The organism is Sutcliffiella horikoshii, from assembly GCF_002157855.1.
Lineage (GTDB): Bacteria > Bacillota > Bacilli > Bacillales > Bacillaceae_I > Sutcliffiella_A > Sutcliffiella_A horikoshii_C.
The window spans coordinates 424,437-444,910 of record NZ_CP020880.1 but is presented as its reverse complement, the minus strand read 5'-3'; the positions used below and the strand labels follow the sequence as shown (position 1 = coordinate 444,910).

The 20,474-nt window shown below is 46.2% G+C and carries 22 protein-coding genes and 1 riboswitch; of the genes, 8 read left to right on the top strand and 14 right to left on the bottom strand.

Annotated elements, in window-relative coordinates:
• Positions 1–181: 181 nt before the first annotated feature.
• The 13 genes from purH to B4U37_RS02270 form a co-directional block, all read right to left on the bottom strand.
• The gene (gene purH / locus B4U37_RS02340; RefSeq protein ID WP_088016892.1) at positions 182–1,711 is read right to left on the bottom strand and encodes a bifunctional phosphoribosylaminoimidazolecarboxamide formyltransferase/IMP cyclohydrolase; all 1,530 of its coding nucleotides are present in this window, start codon (positions 1,709–1,711) and stop codon (positions 182–184) included.
• Entirely contained in the window at positions 1,708–2,298 is a 591-nt protein-coding gene (gene purN / locus B4U37_RS02335) for a phosphoribosylglycinamide formyltransferase (RefSeq protein ID WP_088016891.1), read from the bottom strand. Before purN ends, purH begins: the two co-directional genes overlap by 4 nt.
• The gene (gene purM, locus B4U37_RS02330; protein WP_088016890.1) at positions 2,295–3,335 is read right to left on the bottom strand and encodes a phosphoribosylformylglycinamidine cyclo-ligase; all 1,041 of its coding nucleotides are present in this window, start codon (positions 3,333–3,335) and stop codon (positions 2,295–2,297) included. The genes purN and purM overlap by 4 nt, the downstream gene beginning before the upstream one ends.
• Positions 3,336–3,581: 246 nt before the next feature.
• Positions 3,582–4,997 carry an amidophosphoribosyltransferase gene (gene purF, locus B4U37_RS02320; protein ID WP_029326287.1) on the bottom strand — a complete coding sequence of 472 codons (1,416 nt, stop codon included), beginning with the start codon at positions 4,995–4,997 and terminating at the stop codon, positions 3,582–3,584.
• Positions 4,982–7,204, bottom strand: coding sequence for a phosphoribosylformylglycinamidine synthase subunit PurL (purL, locus tag B4U37_RS02315; RefSeq protein ID WP_088016888.1), 2,223 nt, complete (start codon positions 7,202–7,204; stop codon positions 4,982–4,984). Before purL ends, purF begins: the two co-directional genes overlap by 16 nt.
• On the bottom strand, positions 7,188–7,874 hold the full coding sequence (gene purQ / locus B4U37_RS02310) for a phosphoribosylformylglycinamidine synthase subunit PurQ (RefSeq protein WP_010191815.1): 687 nt from the start codon (positions 7,872–7,874) through the stop codon (positions 7,188–7,190). Before purQ ends, purL begins: the two co-directional genes overlap by 17 nt.
• Entirely contained in the window at positions 7,871–8,125 is a 255-nt protein-coding gene (gene purS, locus B4U37_RS02305; protein WP_060664027.1) for a phosphoribosylformylglycinamidine synthase subunit PurS, read from the bottom strand. The genes purQ and purS overlap by 4 nt, the downstream gene beginning before the upstream one ends.
• Positions 8,118–8,843 carry a phosphoribosylaminoimidazolesuccinocarboxamide synthase gene (gene purC, locus B4U37_RS02300; RefSeq protein WP_088016887.1) on the bottom strand — a complete coding sequence of 242 codons (726 nt, stop codon included), beginning with the start codon at positions 8,841–8,843 and terminating at the stop codon, positions 8,118–8,120. The genes purS and purC overlap by 8 nt, the downstream gene beginning before the upstream one ends.
• Positions 8,844–9,274: 431 nt before the next feature.
• A complete protein-coding gene (gene purB / locus B4U37_RS02290) occupies positions 9,275–10,567 on the bottom strand; it encodes an adenylosuccinate lyase (protein ID WP_010191810.1) in 1,293 nt (430 codons plus the stop codon).
• Positions 10,564–11,724 carry a 5-(carboxyamino)imidazole ribonucleotide synthase gene (gene purK / locus B4U37_RS02285; protein ID WP_088016885.1) on the bottom strand — a complete coding sequence of 387 codons (1,161 nt, stop codon included), beginning with the start codon at positions 11,722–11,724 and terminating at the stop codon, positions 10,564–10,566. Before purK ends, purB begins: the two co-directional genes overlap by 4 nt.
• Positions 11,708–12,196 (bottom strand): 5-(carboxyamino)imidazole ribonucleotide mutase, encoded by a 489-nt coding sequence (purE, locus tag B4U37_RS02280; protein ID WP_088016884.1) that lies wholly within the window; start codon positions 12,194–12,196, stop codon positions 11,708–11,710. Before purE ends, purK begins: the two co-directional genes overlap by 17 nt.
• A gap of 259 nt (positions 12,197–12,455) precedes the next feature.
• Positions 12,456–12,558: riboswitch (purine riboswitch) on the bottom strand.
• 103 nt (positions 12,559–12,661) lie between these two features.
• Complete coding sequence (locus tag B4U37_RS02275; protein WP_088016883.1) at positions 12,662–12,868, bottom strand: NETI motif-containing protein; 207 nt, start codon at positions 12,866–12,868, stop codon at positions 12,662–12,664.
• Positions 12,832–13,386 (bottom strand): DUF2179 domain-containing protein, encoded by a 555-nt coding sequence (locus B4U37_RS02270; RefSeq protein WP_187443912.1) that lies wholly within the window; start codon positions 13,384–13,386, stop codon positions 12,832–12,834. The genes B4U37_RS02275 and B4U37_RS02270 overlap by 37 nt, the downstream gene beginning before the upstream one ends.
• 210 nt (positions 13,387–13,596) lie before the next feature.
• Between B4U37_RS02270 and B4U37_RS02265 the strand changes: the two genes are divergently transcribed.
• Positions 13,597–15,135, top strand: a complete 1,539-nt coding sequence (locus B4U37_RS02265) for a glycine betaine uptake BCCT transporter (RefSeq protein ID WP_088016881.1) — start codon at positions 13,597–13,599, stop codon at positions 15,133–15,135.
• 82 nt (positions 15,136–15,217) lie between these two features.
• Here B4U37_RS02265 and B4U37_RS02260 read toward each other — a convergent pair whose 3' ends face one another.
• On the bottom strand, positions 15,218–16,354 hold the full coding sequence (locus B4U37_RS02260) for an MFS transporter (protein ID WP_157663683.1): 1,137 nt from the start codon (positions 16,352–16,354) through the stop codon (positions 15,218–15,220).
• Positions 16,355–16,767: 413 nt separating this feature from the next.
• Between B4U37_RS02260 and B4U37_RS02255 the strand changes: the two genes are divergently transcribed.
• From B4U37_RS02255 to B4U37_RS02225, 7 genes are all read left to right on the top strand, one after another.
• Positions 16,768–17,217: an Hsp20/alpha crystallin family protein gene (locus B4U37_RS02255; RefSeq protein WP_088016879.1), complete on the top strand. Its 450-nt coding sequence runs from the start codon at positions 16,768–16,770 to the stop codon at positions 17,215–17,217.
• 264 nt (positions 17,218–17,481) lie between these two features.
• On the top strand, positions 17,482–18,024 hold the full coding sequence (gene sigY / locus B4U37_RS02250) for an RNA polymerase sigma factor SigY (RefSeq protein ID WP_088016878.1): 543 nt from the start codon (positions 17,482–17,484) through the stop codon (positions 18,022–18,024).
• The gene (locus B4U37_RS02245) at positions 18,011–18,352 is read left to right on the top strand and encodes a YxlC family protein (RefSeq protein WP_088016877.1); all 342 of its coding nucleotides are present in this window, start codon (positions 18,011–18,013) and stop codon (positions 18,350–18,352) included. The genes sigY and B4U37_RS02245 overlap by 14 nt, the downstream gene beginning before the upstream one ends.
• The gene (locus B4U37_RS22310) at positions 18,349–18,570 is read left to right on the top strand and encodes a hypothetical protein (protein ID WP_010191788.1); all 222 of its coding nucleotides are present in this window, start codon (positions 18,349–18,351) and stop codon (positions 18,568–18,570) included. The genes B4U37_RS02245 and B4U37_RS22310 overlap by 4 nt, the downstream gene beginning before the upstream one ends.
• Positions 18,570–18,761, top strand: a complete 192-nt coding sequence (locus tag B4U37_RS02235; protein ID WP_088016876.1) for a PLD nuclease N-terminal domain-containing protein — start codon at positions 18,570–18,572, stop codon at positions 18,759–18,761. Before B4U37_RS22310 ends, B4U37_RS02235 begins: the two co-directional genes overlap by 1 nt.
• 12 nt (positions 18,762–18,773) lie before the next feature.
• The gene (locus tag B4U37_RS02230; RefSeq protein WP_088016875.1) at positions 18,774–19,670 is read left to right on the top strand and encodes an ABC transporter ATP-binding protein; all 897 of its coding nucleotides are present in this window, start codon (positions 18,774–18,776) and stop codon (positions 19,668–19,670) included.
• Positions 19,667–20,443 carry an ABC transporter permease gene (locus B4U37_RS02225; RefSeq protein WP_088016874.1) on the top strand — a complete coding sequence of 259 codons (777 nt, stop codon included), beginning with the start codon at positions 19,667–19,669 and terminating at the stop codon, positions 20,441–20,443. The genes B4U37_RS02230 and B4U37_RS02225 overlap by 4 nt, the downstream gene beginning before the upstream one ends.
• Positions 20,444–20,474 lie beyond the last annotated feature (31 nt).

Below are 20,474 nucleotides of genomic sequence, written 5' to 3'. Positions count from 1 at the left end.
TTCGTTAACTCCCTGTTTCCTTCCGTTCCAGGTGTTCGCTTTCCACGGGGCGGTGCTTGAGCCTCCTCGCTGCGCTGTGGGGTCTCAAGTCTACCGCTACCTCCCGCCGGATTGCACTTCAGTCAACAGGGGAAAGCTGGGTAATCACTGGCGAGTCTCAAATTCCTAATGACAATTTCCCTTAATGCTTAAAATGTCTCATCCCGGTAAATACCATGGTGATGCCGTATTCGTCGGCTTTTTTGATGGAGTCTTCGTCTTTGATGGAGCCGCCTGGTTGGATGATGGCGGTGACGCCGGCTTTTGCTGCTGCTTCGACTGTGTCGTTCATTGGGAAGAATGCGTCAGATCCCAGTGCGGAGCCGACCGCTTTTTCACCAGCCTGCTCGATGGCAATTTTCGCTGCGCCGACACGGTTCATCTGTCCTGCACCGACGCCGACAGTCTGCCCTTCTTTTGCAAGGACGATGGCGTTGGATTTCACATGCTTCACGACTTTCCATGCAAGCTTCAGGTCTGCCCACTCTTGCTCTGTCGGCTCGCGCTTTGTTGGAATAGTTACCGTCGCGTCTTCTAAGCCGAACTGATCCTCATCTTGTACTAATAAACCACCGCGAACGGATACCATGCGGGACTGCATCACACCTGCTCCGTTCATATCAACCAATAACAGTCTGATATTCTTTTTCTGCTTCAAGACAGCCAACGCATCCTCACTGAAGGACGGCGCAATGACAATTTCTAAAAACAACTCATGTAAAAGTTCTGCCGTTTCCTTATCTACTTCTGTGTTGAAAGCAATGATGCCACCGAAAATGGATACAGGATCCGCTTCATATGCACGGCGGTACGCTTCCACCGTTGTAGCACCAGTGCCCACGCCGCATGGGTTCATATGTTTGACTGCAACCACTGCAGGGTCTTTGAATTCTTTTACGATCTGCAATGCCGCATCTGCATCATTAATATTGTTGTAGGATAATTCTTTTCCATGAAGCTGCTCCGCTGATGCGATCGAGAATTCAGACGCTAGTGGCGCTTGGTAGAATGCTGCCTTTTGGTGCGGATTCTCCCCATAACGCAAGTCTTGTTTTTTCTCAAATGTTACAGTCAATGACTCAGGATGTTTCTCTTCCACTGCTTCCGTTAAGTAGTTGGAGATCATCGCGTCATAGGCTGCGGTATGGCGGAATACTTTTGCTGCCAGGCGACGGCGTGTTGCCACTTCCACTTTTCCGCTTTCTTTTAGCTCAGAGATTACGCCTTCGTAGTCTGAAGGATCCACTAATACCGCAACATCCTTATGGTTTTTTGCTGCTGCACGAAGCATCGTCGGGCCGCCGATATCGATATTTTCAATCGCATCTTCAAACGTGGAATCCGCTTTAGAGATCGTCTCTTTAAACGGGTAAAGGTTGACCACAACCAAGTCGATCGGCGTAATTCCATGCTCCGCAAGCTGTGCTTGGTGACTTTCGTTGTCACGCATTGCCAATAATCCACCATGGATCATCGGGTGCAAGGTTTTCACGCGTCCATCAAGGATCTCAGGGAACCCTGTCACTTCGGATATACCGATTACTTTCACACCATTATCCTGCAAAACTTTTTTGGTCCCGCCAGTAGAGATAACCTCCACCCCTAGGTCCACTAATTGTTGTACAAATGGGACGATGCCCTCTTTATTGGAAACACTCACTAATGCTCTCATCGTATCGCTGCCTCTCCTTTGACTGAAAAAAGTTGTTGTAAGGTTTGTGGGTAAAAGGAATGTTCTACCTCATGTATTTTCTTTTCTAACATTTCACGTGTGTCGTCCGGGCAGATTTCAATCGCCTGTTGCGCGATGATTGGTCCGGTGTCCATGCCTTCATCAACAAAATGAATGGTCACTCCTGTTAGTTTAACACCGTACTCGAGTGCTTGACCAACCGCATCAAGGCCCGGAAACGCCGGCAGGAGGGAAGGATGGATATTGACGATTCTCCCTTTAAAAGCGTTAAGCAGTGTCGGTCCGATCAGACGCATATATCCTGCAAGGACAATGAAGTCTACTTCATACCGCGCCAACTCTTGAAGAATGTGACCTTCAAATTCCTCTTTAGTTTGATAGCTTTTCGGTGCAAATGCAAAATAGGGAATGTCTGCTGCCGTCGCACGTTCCACCACATAAGCACCAGGCCTGTCACACACAAGCAAGGCTGGTGTGGCTTCGAGCAAGCCGTTTCGGCATGCTTCCGTGATCGCCTGAAAATTGGAGCCGCTTCCTGATGCGAAAATGGCGATTCTCGTTGTCATCGGATTTCTCCTCCGCCAAACGTGATGCCCTCGCCCTCTTTTACACGGCCAATCAAGTATGCCTTCTCCCCGTTTGCTTCAAGGATACGAATCACTTCCGGTAAAATTTCTTCGTTGATCGCAAGCACCATGCCAATTCCCATGTTAAAAATATTGAACATTTCTTTCCGGTCGAGCTCGCCAACCTCTTGCAAAAGATCAAAAATCGGCGGAATCGGCCATGTTCCATAATCCACTTCTGCTTGCAGCCCTTGTGGAAGCATGCGCGGGATATTCTCAATAAATCCGCCGCCCGTAATATGAGCCATTCCGTTGATGTCGTATTTTTTCAGAACTTCAAGAATTGGCTTCACATAAATTTTCGTAGGAGTGAGCAGCTCTTCACCAAGTGTTCGGTCAAAACCATCGTACTGCTTGTTAAGATCTAATTGTCCTTTTTCAAACACAATTTTACGGACTAACGAGTAACCATTGCTGTGGATGCCACTTGAACTCAGTCCAATCAGTAAGTTACCAGGCTCTATTTTAGAACCGTTAATTAAACGTTCCTTCTCTACCACGCCAACCGTAAATCCAGCCAAATCATATTCCGTGTCGTCATACATTCCAGGCATTTCCGCCGTTTCGCCGCCAACTAATGCGCATCCCGCTTGCTCGCAGCCGTCTGCGATCCCTTTTACGATGGCCTCTATTCGTTCCGGCACCGCTTTTCCGCATGCGATATAGTCCAGAAAATAAAGCGGCTCTGCGCCTTGCACGACAACATCGTTCACACACATCGCAACTGCATCCACCCCAATGGTGTCATGTTTGTCGAGCTGGAAAGCAAGCATCAGTTTCGTGCCGACTCCATCTGTTCCGGAAACGAGCACCGGATTCTTCACATTTACCGCTGATAGATCAAACAGGCCTCCAAATCCACCAAGGCCCCCCATCACCTCTGGCCTCATCGTTCTAGCCACATGCTTTTTCATACGCGTTACTGCTTCATAGCCCGCTTCTATATCTACACCCGCTTGCTTGTATGCATTTGCCATATGCGTTGTATCTCCCTTCCAATGGAAAAGCGACGAATCTTAAGAATCCCGCCGCTTTTTGTAGGCTTTTTTTCGAAAATAGGTAATTATGTTTGGTTTCTCACTCGTCACACGGTGGATTGTAACTATTTTTGGTGTTATTGTAACTTTTTCAGCGTTGATTGTGACTTTTTTCGTGGTGATTGTAACTTTTTCAACCGTTATTGTAACTTTTCCAAAAATCAGCGCCACACCAAGCCTTCCACCCTAGCACTTCTCATGCGGCAGCACCGTGTCAGGGAAAATCTCCGTCGGATACTTGCCGGTAAAGCACGCCATGCACTGGCCGCGAGTCTCCCCATCAAACGGACGGTCAATCGCTTCGACCAAACCACCAGGACTTAAAAACGCTAACGAATCCGCGCCAATGATTTCCCGCATCTCTTCAACAGAATGAGAAGAAGCAATCAACTCCTCATGCGTGGATGTATCGATGCCGTAAAAACAAGGATTTTTAATCGGCGGTGAACTGATGCGCACATGCACCTCTGTCGCACCTGCATCGCGAAGCATTTTCACAATTCTTCTACTTGTCGTCCCGCGTACGATCGAATCATCGACCATTACAACGCGCTTGCCTTCCACAACCCCGCGGACCGGTGAAAGCTTCATCTTTACACCCTGCTCGCGCAATGCTTGGGAAGGCTGGATGAACGTCCGGCCCACATATCTATTTTTAATCAGTCCAAGCTCATAAGGAATTCCCGAAAGTTCCGCGTAACCAATCGCTGCAGAAATACTGGAATCTGGTACACCTGTCACCACATCTGCCTCCACTGCCGACTCCATTGCCAGCTGCTTGCCTAGGCTTTTTCTGGCTGTATGCACATTGATACCATCAATATTGCTGTCAGGTCTAGAAAAATAAATGTACTCCATGCTGCACATCGCACGTTGCGTGTGCAACGTAAATCGCTCGGAATGCAAGCCCCCATTATCAATGATCAGCAGCTCCCCAGGCTCAATATCACGAATAAACTCCGCTCCGACCACATCAAATGCACAAGTCTCTGACGCCACCACATAGGCATCATTCAACTTGCCTAACGAAAGTGGACGCAAGCCGTTCGGGTCAAGTGCCACCATCATTTCTGTCTCTGTCATGATTAAAAAGGCATACGCACCCTTTAACATCGACAACGCATTTTTCACACGGTCTTTCAAAAGAGTGTAGCCACTTCTTTTTATCAAATGCGCCAACACTTCCGTGTCAGAGGTCGTCTGTAAAATACTCCCCATTGTTTCCAACTGGTGCTTCAACGCATTAGCGTTTACGAGATTTCCATTGTGTGCAAGTGCAAGACTGCCAGATTGAGAATGAAACAATAAAGGCTGCACATTCTCATAGCCGCCGCCCCCTGCCGTTGCATAACGGACATGGCCGATCGCGGCTTTTCCAGCGCCAAGTTCTTGCAATCTACCATTACCGAACACTTCGTTCACAAGGCCTTCCCCTTTTACCGCGACAAGCTTCTCTCCATCTGTTGAAACGATCCCTGCGCCTTCCTGGCCACGGTGCTGCAGACTGTGCAGTCCGTAATAGGTAATCTGGGACGCTTCGGGATGTCCCCAGATCCCGAACACCCCACATTCCTCATTCAAGCCCTTTAGTTCAGCAAGCATGGAATAGCTCCTTTCCAAGCATCGCGAAGGTCGTCCACAGAGACGTGAACTGCCACTTCACGAGATGCCGATTCAATATGAAGATTTCCTGTTCTTGTAACAGTTCCTACTAAACTAGCATCCGCAACCGCTGCCTCAAACTCTTCTTGATTTTCTGGGCGAACAGAGACAACAAAGCGAGATTGTGTTTCACTGAACAGTGCAGACGTCATGTCGCCTGTAAGCGTCACGGAAGCTCCCAAGCCGCGAGCGCCCATCGCACTCTCCGCCAACGCAACTCCTACTCCACCTTCAGATACATCATGTGCAGATGCAACTAATCCCGCGCGGATTGCCGCCAACAGCTCATCCTGACGTCTAGCTTCCACATCTAAGTCAAGCGCAGGTGCCTTCCCGAAAATCTTGCCGTACGTAAGCTTTTGCAGCTCACTTCCACCAAACTCGGAACCTGTTTCCCCAATCACATAAATCAGGTCGCCTTCATTTTTAAACTCCTGAGTTGTCACATGCTTCAAGTCATCAATCAACCCGACCATGCCGACTACAGGGGTTGGGTACACAGCCACACCGTTTGTTTCATTATATAAAGATACATTTCCACCGATTACAGGTGACTCTAACTTGCGGCAAGCTTCACTCATGCCATCTGTTGCCTTTTCGATCTGCCAGAAGATCTCCGGCTTTTCAGGATTACCAAAATTCAAGCAGTCTGTGATGGCCAATGGCTTTGCACCGGAGCACACGATATTGCGAGCCGCTTCCGCCACCGCGATCATACCGCCGACTTCTGGATCCAAATATAAATAACGGGAGTTACAGTCCGTTGTCATTGCCAACGCTTTTTCTGTTCCTCGGATGCGAACAACTGCCGCATCGGAACCTGGCACTACTACCGTATTCGTACGTACTTGGTAGTCATACTGGTCATAAACCCACTCTTTGCTTGCGATGGTCGGCTGCTTCAATAAAGCAACTAACGTCTCTTCGTAGTCCGCAACATCCGGTACCGCTACCTCCATCTCCTGGAACTCGCGATAATACGCAGGCTCCGTAGATGGCTTGTGGTATACAGGCGCTTCTTCAGCCAATGCATCGACCGGGACATCTGCAATCACTTCCCCTTTGTGAACAAGGCGAAGCTTTTTGTCATCCGTCACTTTTCCAATCGAAACAGCTTCTAAGCCATATTTTGAAACAATCTCATGCGCCTCGTGCTCACGGCCCGCTTCCACGACGATCAGCATGCGCTCTTGCGATTCAGAAAGCATCATTTCATAGCCAGTCATGCCTGTTTCACGCTGTGGCACAAGATCCAAGTTCATCTCAATTCCAGAACCTGCTTTAGAAGCCATTTCCGCAGACGAACTTGTCAAACCAGCCGCTCCCATGTCTTGAATGCCGACTAACCCATCCCATTTCACGATTTCCAAGCAAGCTTCCAACAATAATTTTTCCATAAAAGGATCGCCGACTTGTACGGCCGGACGTTTTTCTTCAGACGCTTCAGAAAGTTCTTCTGATGCAAAAGTTGCCCCGTGAATCCCGTCGCGTCCCGTTTTTGCCCCAACGTACATGACGGTATTGCCAACACCTTTTGCCTGCCCTTTTTTAATATCTTCATGATTGATCAGACCCACACACATTGCGTTCACAAGCGGGTTGCCATCGTAAGCCGGGTCGAACTGGATCTCGCCGCCAACTGTCGGGATGCCCACACAGTTTCCGTAGCCTGCGATTCCTGCCACCACTTCTTCAAACAAATATTTCACGCGCGGAGATGTTAGTTCCCCAAAGCGCAGAGAATTCAATAACGCAATTGGACGTGCGCCCATCGAAAAGACATCACGGATGATTCCGCCAACACCTGTTGCTGCGCCTTGGTAAGGCTCGATTGCAGACGGGTGATTATGACTTTCGATTTTGAACACGACTGCCTGGTTGTCGCCGATGTCCACGATTCCGGCACCTTCCCCAGGACCTTGCAATACTTTCGGCCCTTCTGTCGGGAACTTGCGCAATACCGGCTTGGAATTCTTGTAGCTGCAATGCTCCGACCACATCACCGAAAATAGTCCGGTTTCCGTGTAGTTCGGCAAACGCCCAAGAATTTTTTCTACCATTTGGAACTCTTCATCGCTCAGTCCCATTTCACGGTAAATGCCTTCCGCTTTGATCATCTCTGGATTTGGCTCAAGAAGTAACGACATGTGATTCCCTCCAATTACGAACGATAGATTGAAAGAGTTTAAGGCCATCTGCACTGCCCAACAGCTCAGAAACCGCTCTTTCCGGGTGTGGCATCATACCTAATACATTTCCTTTTTCATTTACAATCCCGGCAATATCATGTAGACTACCATTTGGATTGTCACCATTATAGGAAAAAGCAATTTGCCCATTGCTTACTAATTCCCCTAAGGTTTTCTCATCACAATAGTAATTTCCTTCCCCATGTGCAATGGGGATGGTGATGATCTCATCTTTTTCATACCCCGATGTGAACATCGTTTCATTGTTCACCACTTTTAATTCCACCGGACGGCACATGAACTTTAAGTTCTTGTTTCTTCTCATTGCCCCTGGAAGAAGACCTGACTCCAGCAAAATTTGAAACCCGTTGCATACACCCAAGATTGGCTTACCAGCTTCAGCTGCCTTTTGCACCTCAAGCATCACATTGGAAAAGCGTGCAATGGCACCAGATCTCAAGTAATCTCCATACGAAAATCCTCCTGGAAGTAAAATTCCGTCATACTCCTCTAAGTTTGTTGCATCATGCCACACATAATCGACTTCTTCCCCAAGCTCGTCTTTGATTGCATGGTACATGTCTACATCACAGTTGGAGCCCGGAAACACGATGACTGCAAATTTCACGATCCAACAACCTCCTCCACCTCATAACGGAAGTCTTCAATCACGGTATTTGCCAATAAGCGCTCGCACATTTCCTTGACTAACACGTCTAGGTCACGGTCAGATTTTGCAATCGTCAACTCTAAAAATTTTCCGATACGAACTTCCTCGACCTCTTTGTAAGAAAGACTATGAAGCGAATTTTTCACCGCTGTTCCTTGTGGATCTAATACGCTCTCTCTTAACGTTACGAATACCTTCACTTTATACATGCTGCTCTCCTCCAATACGTGCCAGTATTTTTTCGTATGCATCTGTCAGGCTTCCAAGGTTTCTACGGAAGACATCCTTATCTAACTTCTCATTCGTATCCTTATCCCACAGGCGGCAAGTATCCGGTGACACCTCATCAGCCAAGATGATTCTGCCATCTTCCGTTTTGCCAAACTCAAGCTTGAAATCTACTAATCTCAAGTTCTTCTTTTCGAAAAATTCCGATAATACAACGTTCACTTTACGCGCTACATGCTTTAAAATATCCACTTCAGCAGGTGTTGCAAGCTTCAAAAGTTGAATATGATCTTCTGTGATGAGCGGATCACCAAGTGAGTCATCTTTATAGTAGAACTCGACGATTGGTTGCTCGAGCGTGATGCCTTCCTCAATGCCAAGTCGTTTTGCCATGCTGCCGGCAGTGATGTTTCTGACCACCACTTCTAGTGGAATGATGTCGACCTTTTTCACGAGCTGCTCTGTTTCCGACTTGCGCTCGATGAAGTGGTTTTCGATACCGGCTTGTGTGAGCATGGAAAATAGTAAGCTGGTAATCTCGTTATTCAGTCTGCCTTTGCCTGTGATGTCGGCTTTCTTTTCGCCGTTAAAGGCGGTGGCGGAGTTTTTGTATTGGATCCAGACGACATTTTCGTCGGTTGTTGAGTAGACCAGTTTTGCTTTGCCTTCGTATAGTAGTTCCTGCTTTTGCAAAGTCATGGGTTTGCCTCCTGTAAAAGAGAGATGTGGTTTTGCGTTAACTCCCTGTTCATTTTCGTTGCAGGCACTCGCTTTCCGCGGGCGGTCCGGGAGCCTCCTCGGCTTTCGCCTGCGGGGTCTCCCCTGTCCCTTCCTCCCGCAGGACAAGGAATGCTACGACAGCGATTCATCGCACGAAGAAAATGCGCTAGCATTTTCGAGGAGTCTCGTGCCTTCCACTCCAATGAACAGGGGGAAAACATTTTATGCAAATTAGATTTGTTGAAATTAAGAGACAACCTAGCTGTTGCATGGAGCAAAAGGCGTAGACTCCAGCGGGGGAGTAGCGACAATGTTGAGACCCCGCAGACTTGCCGAGGAGGCTCAAGGTCGCCCCGCGGAAAGCGAAGCCTTTTGCGGAAAGCAACAGCGGTGCTCCACCAATTTATATTTTACAATCCTAATCGATCAAAAATTGTATCAACATGCTGCAGGTGGTAGTTGTAGTCGAAGCAGTCCTCGATTTGTGCCGGAGTTAGGCGGGACGTGATTTTCTCTTCGCCTTCCACTAACTCACGGAAGTGTACTTGCTTCTCCCAAGCTTCCATCGCTTTTGGTTGAACCGTGTCGTATGCTTCCTCACGGGACATGCCAGTGTCGATCAACGCAAGCAGCACGCGTTGGGAGTAGATAAGGCCCAATGTGCGGTCCATGTTGCGCTTCATGTTTTCCGGGAACACAGTCAAGTTTTTGATGATGTTGCCAAATCGATTCAACATATAGTTCAATGCAATCGTGCTGTCTGGTAAAATGATGCGCTCTGCAGATGAATGCGAGATATCACGCTCATGCCATAGTGGTACATTTTCGTAAGCTGTCATCATGTACCCGCGGATCACACGTGCAAGGCCTGTCATGTTTTCCGAACCGATCGGGTTACGTTTATGCGGCATCGCGGAAGATCCCTTTTGACCTTTTGCAAAGAACTCTTCCACTTCACGTGTTTCACTCTTTTGTAGTCCACGAACTTCCACTGCAAACTTTTCGATAGAAGTTGCAATCAACGCCAGTGTGCTTAAGTAATGAGCATGACGGTCACGCTGCAACGTTTGTGTAGAGATTGGCGCACGTTGTAGGCCAAGCTTTTCACATACATACTCTTCTACAAATGGGTTGATGTTCGCGTAAGTACCAACCGCTCCGGAAATTTTCCCGAACTCGATCCCTTCTGCCGCTTGTTTGAAACGCTCCAAATTACGTTTCATTTCCTCGTACCATAGAGCAAGCTTTAATCCAAATGTTGTCGGCTCAGCATGTACTCCGTGCGTACGTCCCATCATTACCGTGTATTTATGGTCTTGCGCTTTTTCTTTTAAAATAGTGACAAAGCGTTCAATGTCAGCAAGTAGGATCTCGTTTGCCTGCTTCAATTGGTAGGAAAGTGCTGTGTCGACTACATCTGTGGAAGTTAATCCGTAATGCACCCACTTTTTCTCATCGCCCAATGTTTCAGATACTGCTCTTGTAAAAGCAACCACATCATGGCGAGTTTCCGCTTCGATTTCTTTGATGCGCTCGATATCGAATGATGCTTTTTCACGAAGCACCTTTACGTCCTCTTTCGGGATATCTCCAAGTTCCGCCCAAGCTTCACAAGCTAAAATTTCCACTTCAAGCCAAGCCTGAAAACGGTTCTCTTCTGTCCAAATTGCGCCCATCTCGGGTCTTGTATAACGTTCAATCATGTTAAAATCCTCCGTTCAACTGTGTTCCATATCTGCCAGGAAGCCTCTTGCTCCAAAGCCTGTTCTATTGTATCAGCTAAAATGTTGATATGTCCCATTTTTCGTTTCTCTTTTTTCTCATGCTTGCCGTATAAATGAAGCTTTGCATTTTCATAATGAGGAATGTGCTCAATTGCTGCATCCACATGCTCCCCTAATAGATTAACCATTACCGCAGGCTTCCATAAGGTCGTTTTTCCAAGTGGCATCCCTGTCACCGCTCTGATATGCTGTTCAAACTGTGATGTCTCGCATGCATCCATCGTATAATGTCCAGAGTTGTGCGGCCTTGGAGCCAGTTCATTTATAAAGAAGGTGCCATCTTCTAGGACAAACATTTCCACCGCCAGTGTCCCGATAAGGTTGAAGTGTCTTGCCAATGTCATCGCACTTTGAATTGCGTTCATCTCTAGAATCTGATCGACCCTTGCCGGTGCGATTGTTTTATATAAAATATTTTCTCGATGTTCGTTTTCACCGACTGGGAAAGCCTTGATTTCCCCTGTTGTGCTTCGTGCCACGACAACGGATATTTCTTTTACGAAAGGAATCCATTTTTCTAGGACACATTCGCCGTGTTCAAGGAGTTTTGCAGCCTGTTCGAGCGATGTATCATCCTTTAAAACTACCTGCCCTTTGCCGTCATAACCGAAGCGGCATGTTTTCAAGACACTTGGATAGCCGATCTTCTGGATGGCTTCGTTGAGATCTGCCTCTGTCGTTACTTCCATAAAAGGTGCAACCTGAAGTCCTGCTGCTTCAATTGCCATTTTTTCGGTAGCGCGATGCTGGGTTACTTTTAACACTTCACTGCCTTGTGGCAAGTAGGCGTTCTCCTCAAGCCAAGTTAGCGCTTCGTAATCGATGTTTTCAAACTCATAGGTGACGACATCGGATAATGAAGCAAGTTTTTTGATGGCTTCCATGTCGTTAAATGCCGCGGTGATTTCGATGTCTGCCACCTGTCCGCATGGTGAATCTGGTGTTGGGTCAAGCACAGCGATTTTGAAACCCATCGCTTTTGCCGAAAGTGCCATCATCCGTCCAAGCTGTCCGCCGCCGATGATTCCGATGGTTGCTGGTGGGGTGATATTTTTAAAATTAAACAAGCTGATCACTACTTTCTATCACTTGTTGTTCTGTATTGTCTCTACGTGCTTGCAGGCGTTCTGCCGTGTTACTGTCATAGGCGCCGATCATTTGTGCTGCAAGGAGGCCTGCGTTTGTTGCTCCGGCTTTTCCAATGGCGACTGTTGCGACTGGTACTCCGCCTGGCATCTGGACGATGGAGAGCAGGGAGTCTAGGCCGTTTAGCGCTTTGGATTGGACTGGTACGCCGATTACTGGAAGCGTGGTTTTGGCTGCTACCATTCCAGGCAGGTGGGCTGCTCCTCCCGCTCCGGCGATGATGACTTTTAGGCCTCGTTCTCTTGCTTGTTCTGCGTAGGTGAACATGAGGTCTGGTGTGCGGTGTGCGGATACGACTTTCTTTTCGTATGGTATATGTAGTTCGTCAAGCATGTCACATGCGTGTTTCATTGTTTCCCAATCGGAAGTACTTCCCATGATCACTCCAACTAAAGCGTTCATTTTTGTTGCCTCCCTTTTTGATTAAGTGATTTTCTGTTCAACGGCTGATTTCCGTTCCAGGCGCTTCGCTTGCCTGCGGGCGTCTGCGCGCCTTCCACTACAATCAGCTGGGTTAAAACTTTCAACTTTTAGTCAATTAAACCAGTAATTTAAAAACAGAAAAGCCCAGTATGGACTGGTCCCTGGGTTAGAGGGAAAGCAGTCCATCTGGGCTTTCATTAGCATAGGTAAACAAACTTAGTCGCCATGAAAAACATAGATAGTGTTAACTTCCCCTCATAGTCCGACCAATTTACGGCGGTCGGGTAGAGACTTATGGGCCATATTCCCAAAATTATATGAGGTTTCATTATGTTGTTTTTAATTCGTTTTCATCTACGTTTATCTTACCGTCAATTTGCGTCGATGTCAACGAAAATCATGAACAATATAGTTTATTTGTCGATTATTGTTCGTATTTTACTGTTATTTTTCGATTAATTTACCTTCAAATACTATTTTTTTACCAATTGGATGTACTTCTTTGTGTCCGTTTTTTACTGTCTCCTGAAAAATCGGCTCTTCCATCCTGCGCGAGGGCATGTAGCCTTCTTTCGCCATTCGGTCGAGGCAATCACTGATTGTCTCATTTTCCATTACTTCGAATTTTCGTTTTCGCGGCGTCTTACCCATTCTTTAATTTTCCTTTCCTTTACAGCTTTTACCCAGAACCCGCCATGGATGGTTTTTGGTTCGTAGGCGATGATAAATGCCTTGGGGTCATGCTCTTTGATGGCATGATATAAGCTTACCTCATATTTTCTAGGCGTTAAAATTTGCATGGCCATACGGTCGCCTTCTAAGCCGTTTGCCTGCCAGTTGGTCACCCCGTACCCTTTTTCACGCAAAAGTTTTGGCAGATCCTTGTCATACTCCTTCGTAATAACATTAACGGTGGTGTATCCCAGTGCCAGTTTTTCTTCTATTTTCATACCAACAATGACACCAATCCCATAACCAAGCGCATATGCAGCTAAGTTTTGAATCTCATTAAGATTGTCTAACACTAGGCCAAGACCCACCACATAGATGACCACCTCGACCATACTGATCCCAGCTGCCAAATAACGTTGACCTTTTAAGGTCAAAATCATTCTTATCGTGAAAAATGACACGTAAACAATATTGATAATGATGATGATTGCTACCATAACAAAACTATTTTCAAGCAAAATACATGCCTCCTAGATGACAAATCTAGTAACTAATTCTAATGGAACCTGCTATAACCTGTAAACACTTTAGGTAAATTAATTGGACTAAAGTCCCAGAAGTGTTAGGATAGTATAGCTGCCGTTTTTGTAACAAATACTTAACCTATGAAAGAAGTGATGAGAAATCATTAAAGGAGTGAAAACATTATGAAGAAAGCAACCCCTGTATTTATTGTTTCTATTATAGTTGCTGTCTTATTCATTATTTGGGGCGTGATTCCCGCAAGCATGTTGGGAAATGCCGCTCTAAAGCCTGTCACAGATGCTGTGCAAGGTTTTATTGTTGATAAGTTCGGCTGGTTTTATCTTTTAACTGCAACAGGATTTTTGTTATTTAGCATTATTCTTATATTCACTAAATTCGGCCGTATTAAACTTGGTAAAGATACGGACGAACCGGAATACAATTACATCACCTGGTTTGCGATGTTATTTAGTGCCGGGATGGGTATCGGATTAGTATTTTGGGGTGCTTCAGAGCCGATGTATCATTTTTTCGCCCCACCAACCGGAGAAGGGCAAACGTCTGAAGCGGCCAGGGTAGCAATGCGCTATTCATTTTTCCATTGGGGACTGCATCCTTGGGCCATCTATTCTGTCATTGCGCTTGCCTTAGCGTATTTCCAGTTTAGAAAAGGTTCACCAGGAGTTATCAGCTCCATCTTACGACCAATTCTAGGGGACCGGGTTGATGGCCATCTTGGTACATTCATCAACTTTATCGCGGTTTTTGCGACAATCTTTGGTGTTGCAACTTCCCTTGGGCTTGGAGCGATCCAAATCAGCGGTGGACTTGCGAGTGTTACACCGGCAATTACCAACAATATCACGACACAACTGATCGTCATCGCAGTGGTGACAGTATTGTTTATGCTTTCTGCACAGACTGGGTTGAACAAGGGAATTAAATACTTGAGTAACCTGAATGTCGTGCTAGCGATTTCTTTAATGCTGTTCTTGCTGTTTGCAGGGCCAACTAATTTCATTATGGATCTGTTTACCACAACGATTGGTAGCTATTTTCAAAACCTGCCATCCATGAGCTTCCGCCTGTTCCCGTTTGATGCGGATAATTCTTGGGTACAAGATTGGACGATTTTCTACTGGGCATGGTGGATTGCCTGGGCACCATTTGTGGGCACATTCATCGCCCGCATTTCTAAAGGGCGGACAATCCGTGAATTCTTGCTGGGAGTATTATTAGTTCCAACCATTTTCGGAGGATTATGGTTCTCCGTATTCGGTGGTTCTGCCATATTCTTGGAGTATTTTGAAGGAATTCCTGTTTACAGCGTTATCGAGGAGTCTGGAATGGAAGTGGCATTGTTCTCTGTCTTGCAAAATTACCCGCTTGGTATGATTATGTCTGGGCTTGCCATCTTCCTGATCTGCACCTTCTTCATCACTTCAGCAGATTCAGCAACCTTTGTACTTGGCATGCAAACAACCAATGGCAGTATGCACCCGCCAAACTCCATCAAGTTTGTATGGGGGCTTATTCAATCGGCAGCAGCAGCAATCCTGCTTTGGACCGGTGGCCTCGAAGCACTTCAAACCGCTTCCATCATCGCCGCCTTCCCATTCGCCATCATCATGATTCTCATGGTCTTATCGCTCATGAAATCATTCAAAAGCGAAAAATTCACCAACGTGACCAAACCGGTGGATTTGGAGAAGAAGGATTAAACAACAAAACAGTAAGAGTAAAACCCCGCCTTTTTGAGGCGGGGTTTTTAGTGCTTTAACGGAGTGAGGGTCAGACCCCTCTTTATCTCTTCATCACTTTACCATACAAAATAACTGCAGGCAGCAGGAGCATGGCACCTAGTACGAGCGCGGTGCGAATGTAGTATCTTGTGGCGATGACACCAACGAACGGTCCTCCAAGGCCTTGGCCGACCGCGTTACCTTGGCCCATGATGGATAGGACGGTGGCACGGGATTTGCTTTCAAGCTGTTGGTTCAACCACGCCTGATACATCGGTGCCGTGATGGAACCGATAATGCCAAGAACCCAGAAACAGAAGATCGCCAAGTAGAAAGATGGAGTTACAGCGAAGAGGATCAAGAAGATAACCTGCCCCACCGTAAAATAAAACAAGCTGTATCGGATCACCTTTGGCTGATTCACATCAAATCTGCGTTGGTACCATTCCATTGCTCCTATGCTGATCAACGTCCCCATAAATTGAATGACACCGAACCATACAACCACATCAAGAGAACCAAAGCTGGGAAAGGTAAATGCCTCCAGCAAATGGGCTTCCCAAAGACGGTCAAAGCCTTCAGATGTTGCACCGATAAAGACTGTCACTACTAGCAGCATGATAAGTACAGGTTTGTTTTTAATAAAGGTAACTCCTGAAATAAAAGTCGAGGCCATCGCCTTCCATGGCCTATCCTTTGCAGTTTCTACCCGCTCGAAATTCTTTTCCTTCATATAAATACATAAAAAGACGCCAAGCAAGATGTAAAGCGCCCCTCCTGCCAAATAAGGAAGATTTAGAGCCACACTAGCTAGTACCACACTGATGATAATTCCGACGAGGCTTGCTATAAGCCGGAGCTGATTTGTGCGGACAAATATCTTCGCAACCTCTTCTTCCTCCACTTCGTCAGTTAGCCAAGCCTGTTCGGCACCACTCAAAAACGTCTCACCGATGCCGCGGATAAATTCTGCAAATAGCAATAAGACAAAAGCGGACAGGACTCCGACTGCCACTGAACTGTTGCTAAGATAAGGGATACTTCCTTCAAAAAGAAAGGCCGCTCCCAAAATGAAGGTTGCAATGATGATAGACAGTCTCCTACTATAAGTATCCGCCACCACTCCCGTTACACTTTCAAACACAATAACCGTCAACTCAATAGCCGTCCCAATCAATATAAGCTGTAAAGGATTCAATCCTAGGTCTTCAATATAATAGATTGCTTACGTCGTAAACATGATGGAGCTCGCAAGCGAAATAACCATATGCATCGTGTAATACACATGCTTTGTTTCCAATGTATTCATTGTTACCTACTTTCCAGCAAGCAACAACACGGTTTAAACGCTAGTCGTCACTTGCTAATACGATGTAATTTCCTTTGTGTTTACATTTAAAACCCATGTATTGTTTTTTGACATGTTCAAACACCTCCATTTCAAAATATACCATGATTTTCCTCGTCTGTGTTTAAGAGAAAATCGACAAACAGATTATATATTGGCTTAGGACCTTATGAGTTAGGCACTTTCCTAGGCACTTCCACGCCCATCTCTGCATAATCTATTGGCAAAGAGAATGCACCCCTTGAAAGGAAGCGTGATGGCCGATGATGCCCTTTAATCAATTCAAAAACATGGGAGACTGGCGCAAGCAGTGGGATCAGTTCTTCGGAGATGAGTTTTGGAACGGTTTTGAGCCATACTTTGAAAATATGCAGACCCAGACCAATCTTTATAAAAAAGAGAATGAACTGCTATGTGTTATGTGCCTGCCAGGTCTTGTGAACCCAGAACAAGTACAACTATTTGTGCGCCCGCAACAGCTTGAAGTAAAAGGACAAATCAACCTCAACATCCAAGGCTACGAGCTCATCGAAGAAGGAATCGCCCAAGGCGAATTCCAACGCACCTTCGAGCTCCCATTCCCAGTTCGCGACGACAAAGTAGACGCCACCTACGAAAACGGCCTCCTCCTCATCCAACTCCACCGCCACATCATAAGCGACACCAAACGCCAAATCTACGTCAGGGGCGGCGGGAATAAGGAGAAGGGGTAAAATAAAAACCGATGAGGGGTCAGACCCCTCTAGGAATTTCCACTTCGACGTCGAATACTATATAAGTTAACCACTTTCATTCTCTCCCCCTTCACCTACGAAGGGGTTTTTTATATGGTTTTTAGGTGAGTTTAGTAAGTGAATTAAGCCGACCAAAAAAAACAAAAAAAAATTAAAATTAATATGAACGGTTTGTAAACTCGCAGCGTCTTATGGTTGAACAAACGAAAACACATGAAAACAGAAAAGAAAGGAGGCATCGATTTGGAGCAGGAAGAAGACTTTTATCTGATACAAGAGGCAATCACAGGCGACGACGATGCCTTCACGCAGCTATTTCAGAAGCACTATTCTTTTTTATACAAATACTTACTCAAACTTACATTGAACGAAGAAACGAGCAACGACATCGCACAGGAAACAATGATGAAATGCTACACAAACCTTGCCTCCTTCAAAGGGGAAGGGAAATTCTCCACCTGGATGATCTCGATTGCCTCTAGGCTCTACATCGACTCCATTCGGAAAAAAGAGCGCGAGAAGAAAAAAGCCAACCGGCTCCTGCATGTCCTATCAAGACAGCTCACCTTCCGCTCAACATCAAACGGCATGGAATGGAGCGATACGTTCTCAGACTTCAACCAGCTGCCGCCAGAAACAAGAACACCTATTTTACTAAGACATTATTACGGCTACACCTATGAGGAAATCGGCGCCATGCTAGGCATCAGAACAGGAACAGTGAAATCAAGAGTCCACAACGGGATAAAAACGCTAAGAAAGGAGTGGGACCATGACGAAGAGTAGACAAGATAAAAAAGAACAGGAACTTCTAAAGAAACTTCACAAAGATTGGCAGCAACTAGACGAAATAGGGTCACCTCCTATCCCGACAGCTCAGCAAATGCAGGAACAGCTTACTCTGGCAAAATCGGCAAAACGCAAAGCCTTCCATAAGGAACTCAGCATGTTCGTCATCACGGCGCTTATCCTTTTAACTGCCTTTACAACAGCCATGTTTCAAGCACCAATTTTATATTTCGTCATCCAAGTGTCCGCACTCGTCGTAGCACCGTTCATTTTTTACATCTTGCAAAAAAGCAAAGCCAAACAGGAAGGGCGAATCCTGTCATGACGCCAGAAAAACTAGACCAACTGTACACCATCCTGCCATGGCTTATTCCTGTTCTGTTGACGCAAAGTATCATCCTGTTCATTGACGCTAAGAAAAAAGGCAGTTACGCCTGGTTCTGGGGAATTTGGGGGTTAATACAATTCCCACTGCCGACCCTGTTCTACCTGATATTCGTATTCTACCCACATCATAAGAGACAAAAGAGGAGAGGATTGTAATGGAAAATATCAACTGGTCACTTGCCGCACCACTAATCGTTTTGCAACTTATTTTAGTCATCACGGCCCTAATCAGCCTTATCCGTCAAGAACAAACGAACGGACCTAAATGGGCTTGGACACTCATCATTCTTTTCATCACCACCATCGGCCCCATTCTTTATTTCGTAATCGGCCGAAAAAATGACTAGGGAGCGACCGGAATGTTACTTGAAAGCAATAACTTAACCAAAATATTTAAGCAGCATCAAGCCGTCAAAAGCATTTCTTTTCACATAGAAAAAGGAAGTTGTGTCGCACTTCTCGGACCAAACGGCGCCGGGAAAACAACCACTCTGCAGATGCTTGCGGGACTTCTTACACCAACTTCCGGAACCATAAGCTTTTCCGAAAACAACGGGAAGGACTATCGACACCAAATCGGCTTTCTACCGCAGCATCCTTCCTTTTTTTCCTGGATGACACCAAAGGAATATTTACAATTCGCAGGCAAACTCTCCCACCTTCCAAAGGCTCAGCTTATGGCCAAGATCGATGAGACACTGGAGTTTGTCAGCTTAACAGAAGTTAAAAATAAACGCATCGGCGGCTTTTCCGGTGGAATGAAACAGCGCCTAGGCCTTGCGCAAGCCTTATTGCACGACCCAGAGCTACTGATTCTTGACGAACCCGTATCCGCACTTGACCCAGACGGCAGACGCGACGTCTTAAAAATACTCACTGAACTAAAAAGCCGCATGACCATCCTGTTTTCCACCCATGTCCTACATGATGCAGAACAAGTTTGCGACACCGTCATCATGCTCAAAGACGGACAAATCAAATGGGAAGGCAGCCTGGAATCGTTAAGATCCGAACATACAACCTCTGCTGTAAAAATAAAAACAGAAGAATCACTCACCGGCCAATTAGACGGCATTCCAAGTATAGAGTCTATCGACTATCACGACACTCACACTGCCACCATCCATGTAAACGAAACAAGCTTCCGCAGCACAACCTTATTAACCAATTTGATAGAAAACAAGCTCACTCTATCACACTATGAAAAGGTGCAAGACTCGCTTGAAGACGCATATATGAAGGTGATGAGAACATGAAAAACTTCACAACCCTCTTTATAAAAGAAATGCAAGAAAGCATGCGCAACGGTAAATGGATTTGGCTACCAATCGTCATCATGATTATCGGTATATCCCAACCACTCACCAGCTACTATATGCCACAAATCATCGAATCCGCCGGTAATCTGCCAGAAGGAGCCGTCATCGAAATCCCAACCCCCTCCGGAGAAGAAGTACTTGCGGGAACACTCGGACAATACGGTACACTCGCCACGCTACTATTTGTGCTTGCTTCGATGAGTCTCATCTCGATTGAACGCCAGAACGGCACCCTTACACTTGTCATGGCCCGTCCTGTCCAGCCATTACAATACATCCTAAGCAAATGGACCGCACAACTCGTCATTGCCCTAACATCCCTGCTACTAAGCTATGTGCTCACCTGGTACTATACAAATCTACTATTTAACAAAGTAGACTGGCACATCATGCTCGCAAGCCTTGGCGTCTACAGCCTATGGGTCGTATTAATTATCTCTGTCACCATCTTTGCAGGAACTCTGCTCCGCACCTCAGGAGGCATTGCCGGAGTCAGCGTATCCTTCCTTGCACTCTTGACTGTATCCACCGGACTCTTCACAAAATTCATGGAATGGAGCCCAGCAAAGCTACGAGAACAGGCAACTGCCATTCTCATGCAAGGAGAGCTATTAGAGAACGGCCTGTTCGTTATTGTTGCTACACTCTGCCTTTCTCTTCTGCTTGTACTTTTGGCAACCTTTAATTTTAAGAGATTTGAACAGTTTTAACTTCTATAAAAAAAAGAGTAGCTACTGGTCT

What these genes read in the sequence shown, in the direction of transcription:
- purH (WP_088016892.1), bottom strand. Translation starts at nt 1,711, where the DNA reads ATGAGAGCATTAGTGAGTGTTTCCAATAAAGAGGGCATCGTCCCATTT.
- purN (WP_088016891.1), bottom strand. Translation starts at nt 2,298, where the DNA reads ATGACAACGAGAATCGCCATTTTCGCATCAGGAAGCGGCTCCAATTTT.
- purM (WP_088016890.1), bottom strand. Translation starts at nt 3,335, where the DNA reads ATGGCAAATGCATACAAGCAAGCGGGTGTAGATATAGAAGCGGGCTAT.
- purF (WP_029326287.1), bottom strand. Translation starts at nt 4,997, where the DNA reads ATGCTTGCTGAACTAAAGGGCTTGAATGAGGAATGTGGGGTGTTCGGG.
- purL (WP_088016888.1), bottom strand. Translation starts at nt 7,204, where the DNA reads ATGTCGTTACTTCTTGAGCCAAATCCAGAGATGATCAAAGCGGAAGGC.
- purS (WP_060664027.1), bottom strand. Translation starts at nt 8,125, where the DNA reads ATGTATAAAGTGAAGGTATTCGTAACGTTAAGAGAGAGCGTATTAGAT.
- purC (WP_088016887.1), bottom strand. Translation starts at nt 8,843, where the DNA reads ATGACTTTGCAAAAGCAGGAACTACTATACGAAGGCAAAGCAAAACTG.
- purB (WP_010191810.1), bottom strand. Translation starts at nt 10,567, where the DNA reads ATGATTGAACGTTATACAAGACCCGAGATGGGCGCAATTTGGACAGAA.
- purE (WP_088016884.1), bottom strand. Translation starts at nt 12,196, where the DNA reads ATGAACGCTTTAGTTGGAGTGATCATGGGAAGTACTTCCGATTGGGAA.
- B4U37_RS02275 (WP_088016883.1), bottom strand. Translation starts at nt 12,868, where the DNA reads ATGGGTAAGACGCCGCGAAAACGAAAATTCGAAGTAATGGAAAATGAG.
- B4U37_RS02270 (WP_187443912.1), bottom strand. Translation starts at nt 13,386, where the DNA reads ATGGTAGCAATCATCATCATTATCAATATTGTTTACGTGTCATTTTTC.
- B4U37_RS02265 (WP_088016881.1), top strand. Translation starts at nt 13,597, where the DNA reads ATGAAGAAAGCAACCCCTGTATTTATTGTTTCTATTATAGTTGCTGTC.
- B4U37_RS02255 (WP_088016879.1), top strand. Translation starts at nt 16,768, where the DNA reads ATGATGCCCTTTAATCAATTCAAAAACATGGGAGACTGGCGCAAGCAG.
- B4U37_RS02245 (WP_088016877.1), top strand. Translation starts at nt 18,011, where the DNA reads ATGACGAAGAGTAGACAAGATAAAAAAGAACAGGAACTTCTAAAGAAA.
- B4U37_RS22310 (WP_010191788.1), top strand. Translation starts at nt 18,349, where the DNA reads ATGACGCCAGAAAAACTAGACCAACTGTACACCATCCTGCCATGGCTT.
- B4U37_RS02235 (WP_088016876.1), top strand. Translation starts at nt 18,570, where the DNA reads ATGGAAAATATCAACTGGTCACTTGCCGCACCACTAATCGTTTTGCAA.
- B4U37_RS02230 (WP_088016875.1), top strand. Translation starts at nt 18,774, where the DNA reads ATGTTACTTGAAAGCAATAACTTAACCAAAATATTTAAGCAGCATCAA.
- B4U37_RS02225 (WP_088016874.1), top strand. Translation starts at nt 19,667, where the DNA reads ATGAAAAACTTCACAACCCTCTTTATAAAAGAAATGCAAGAAAGCATG.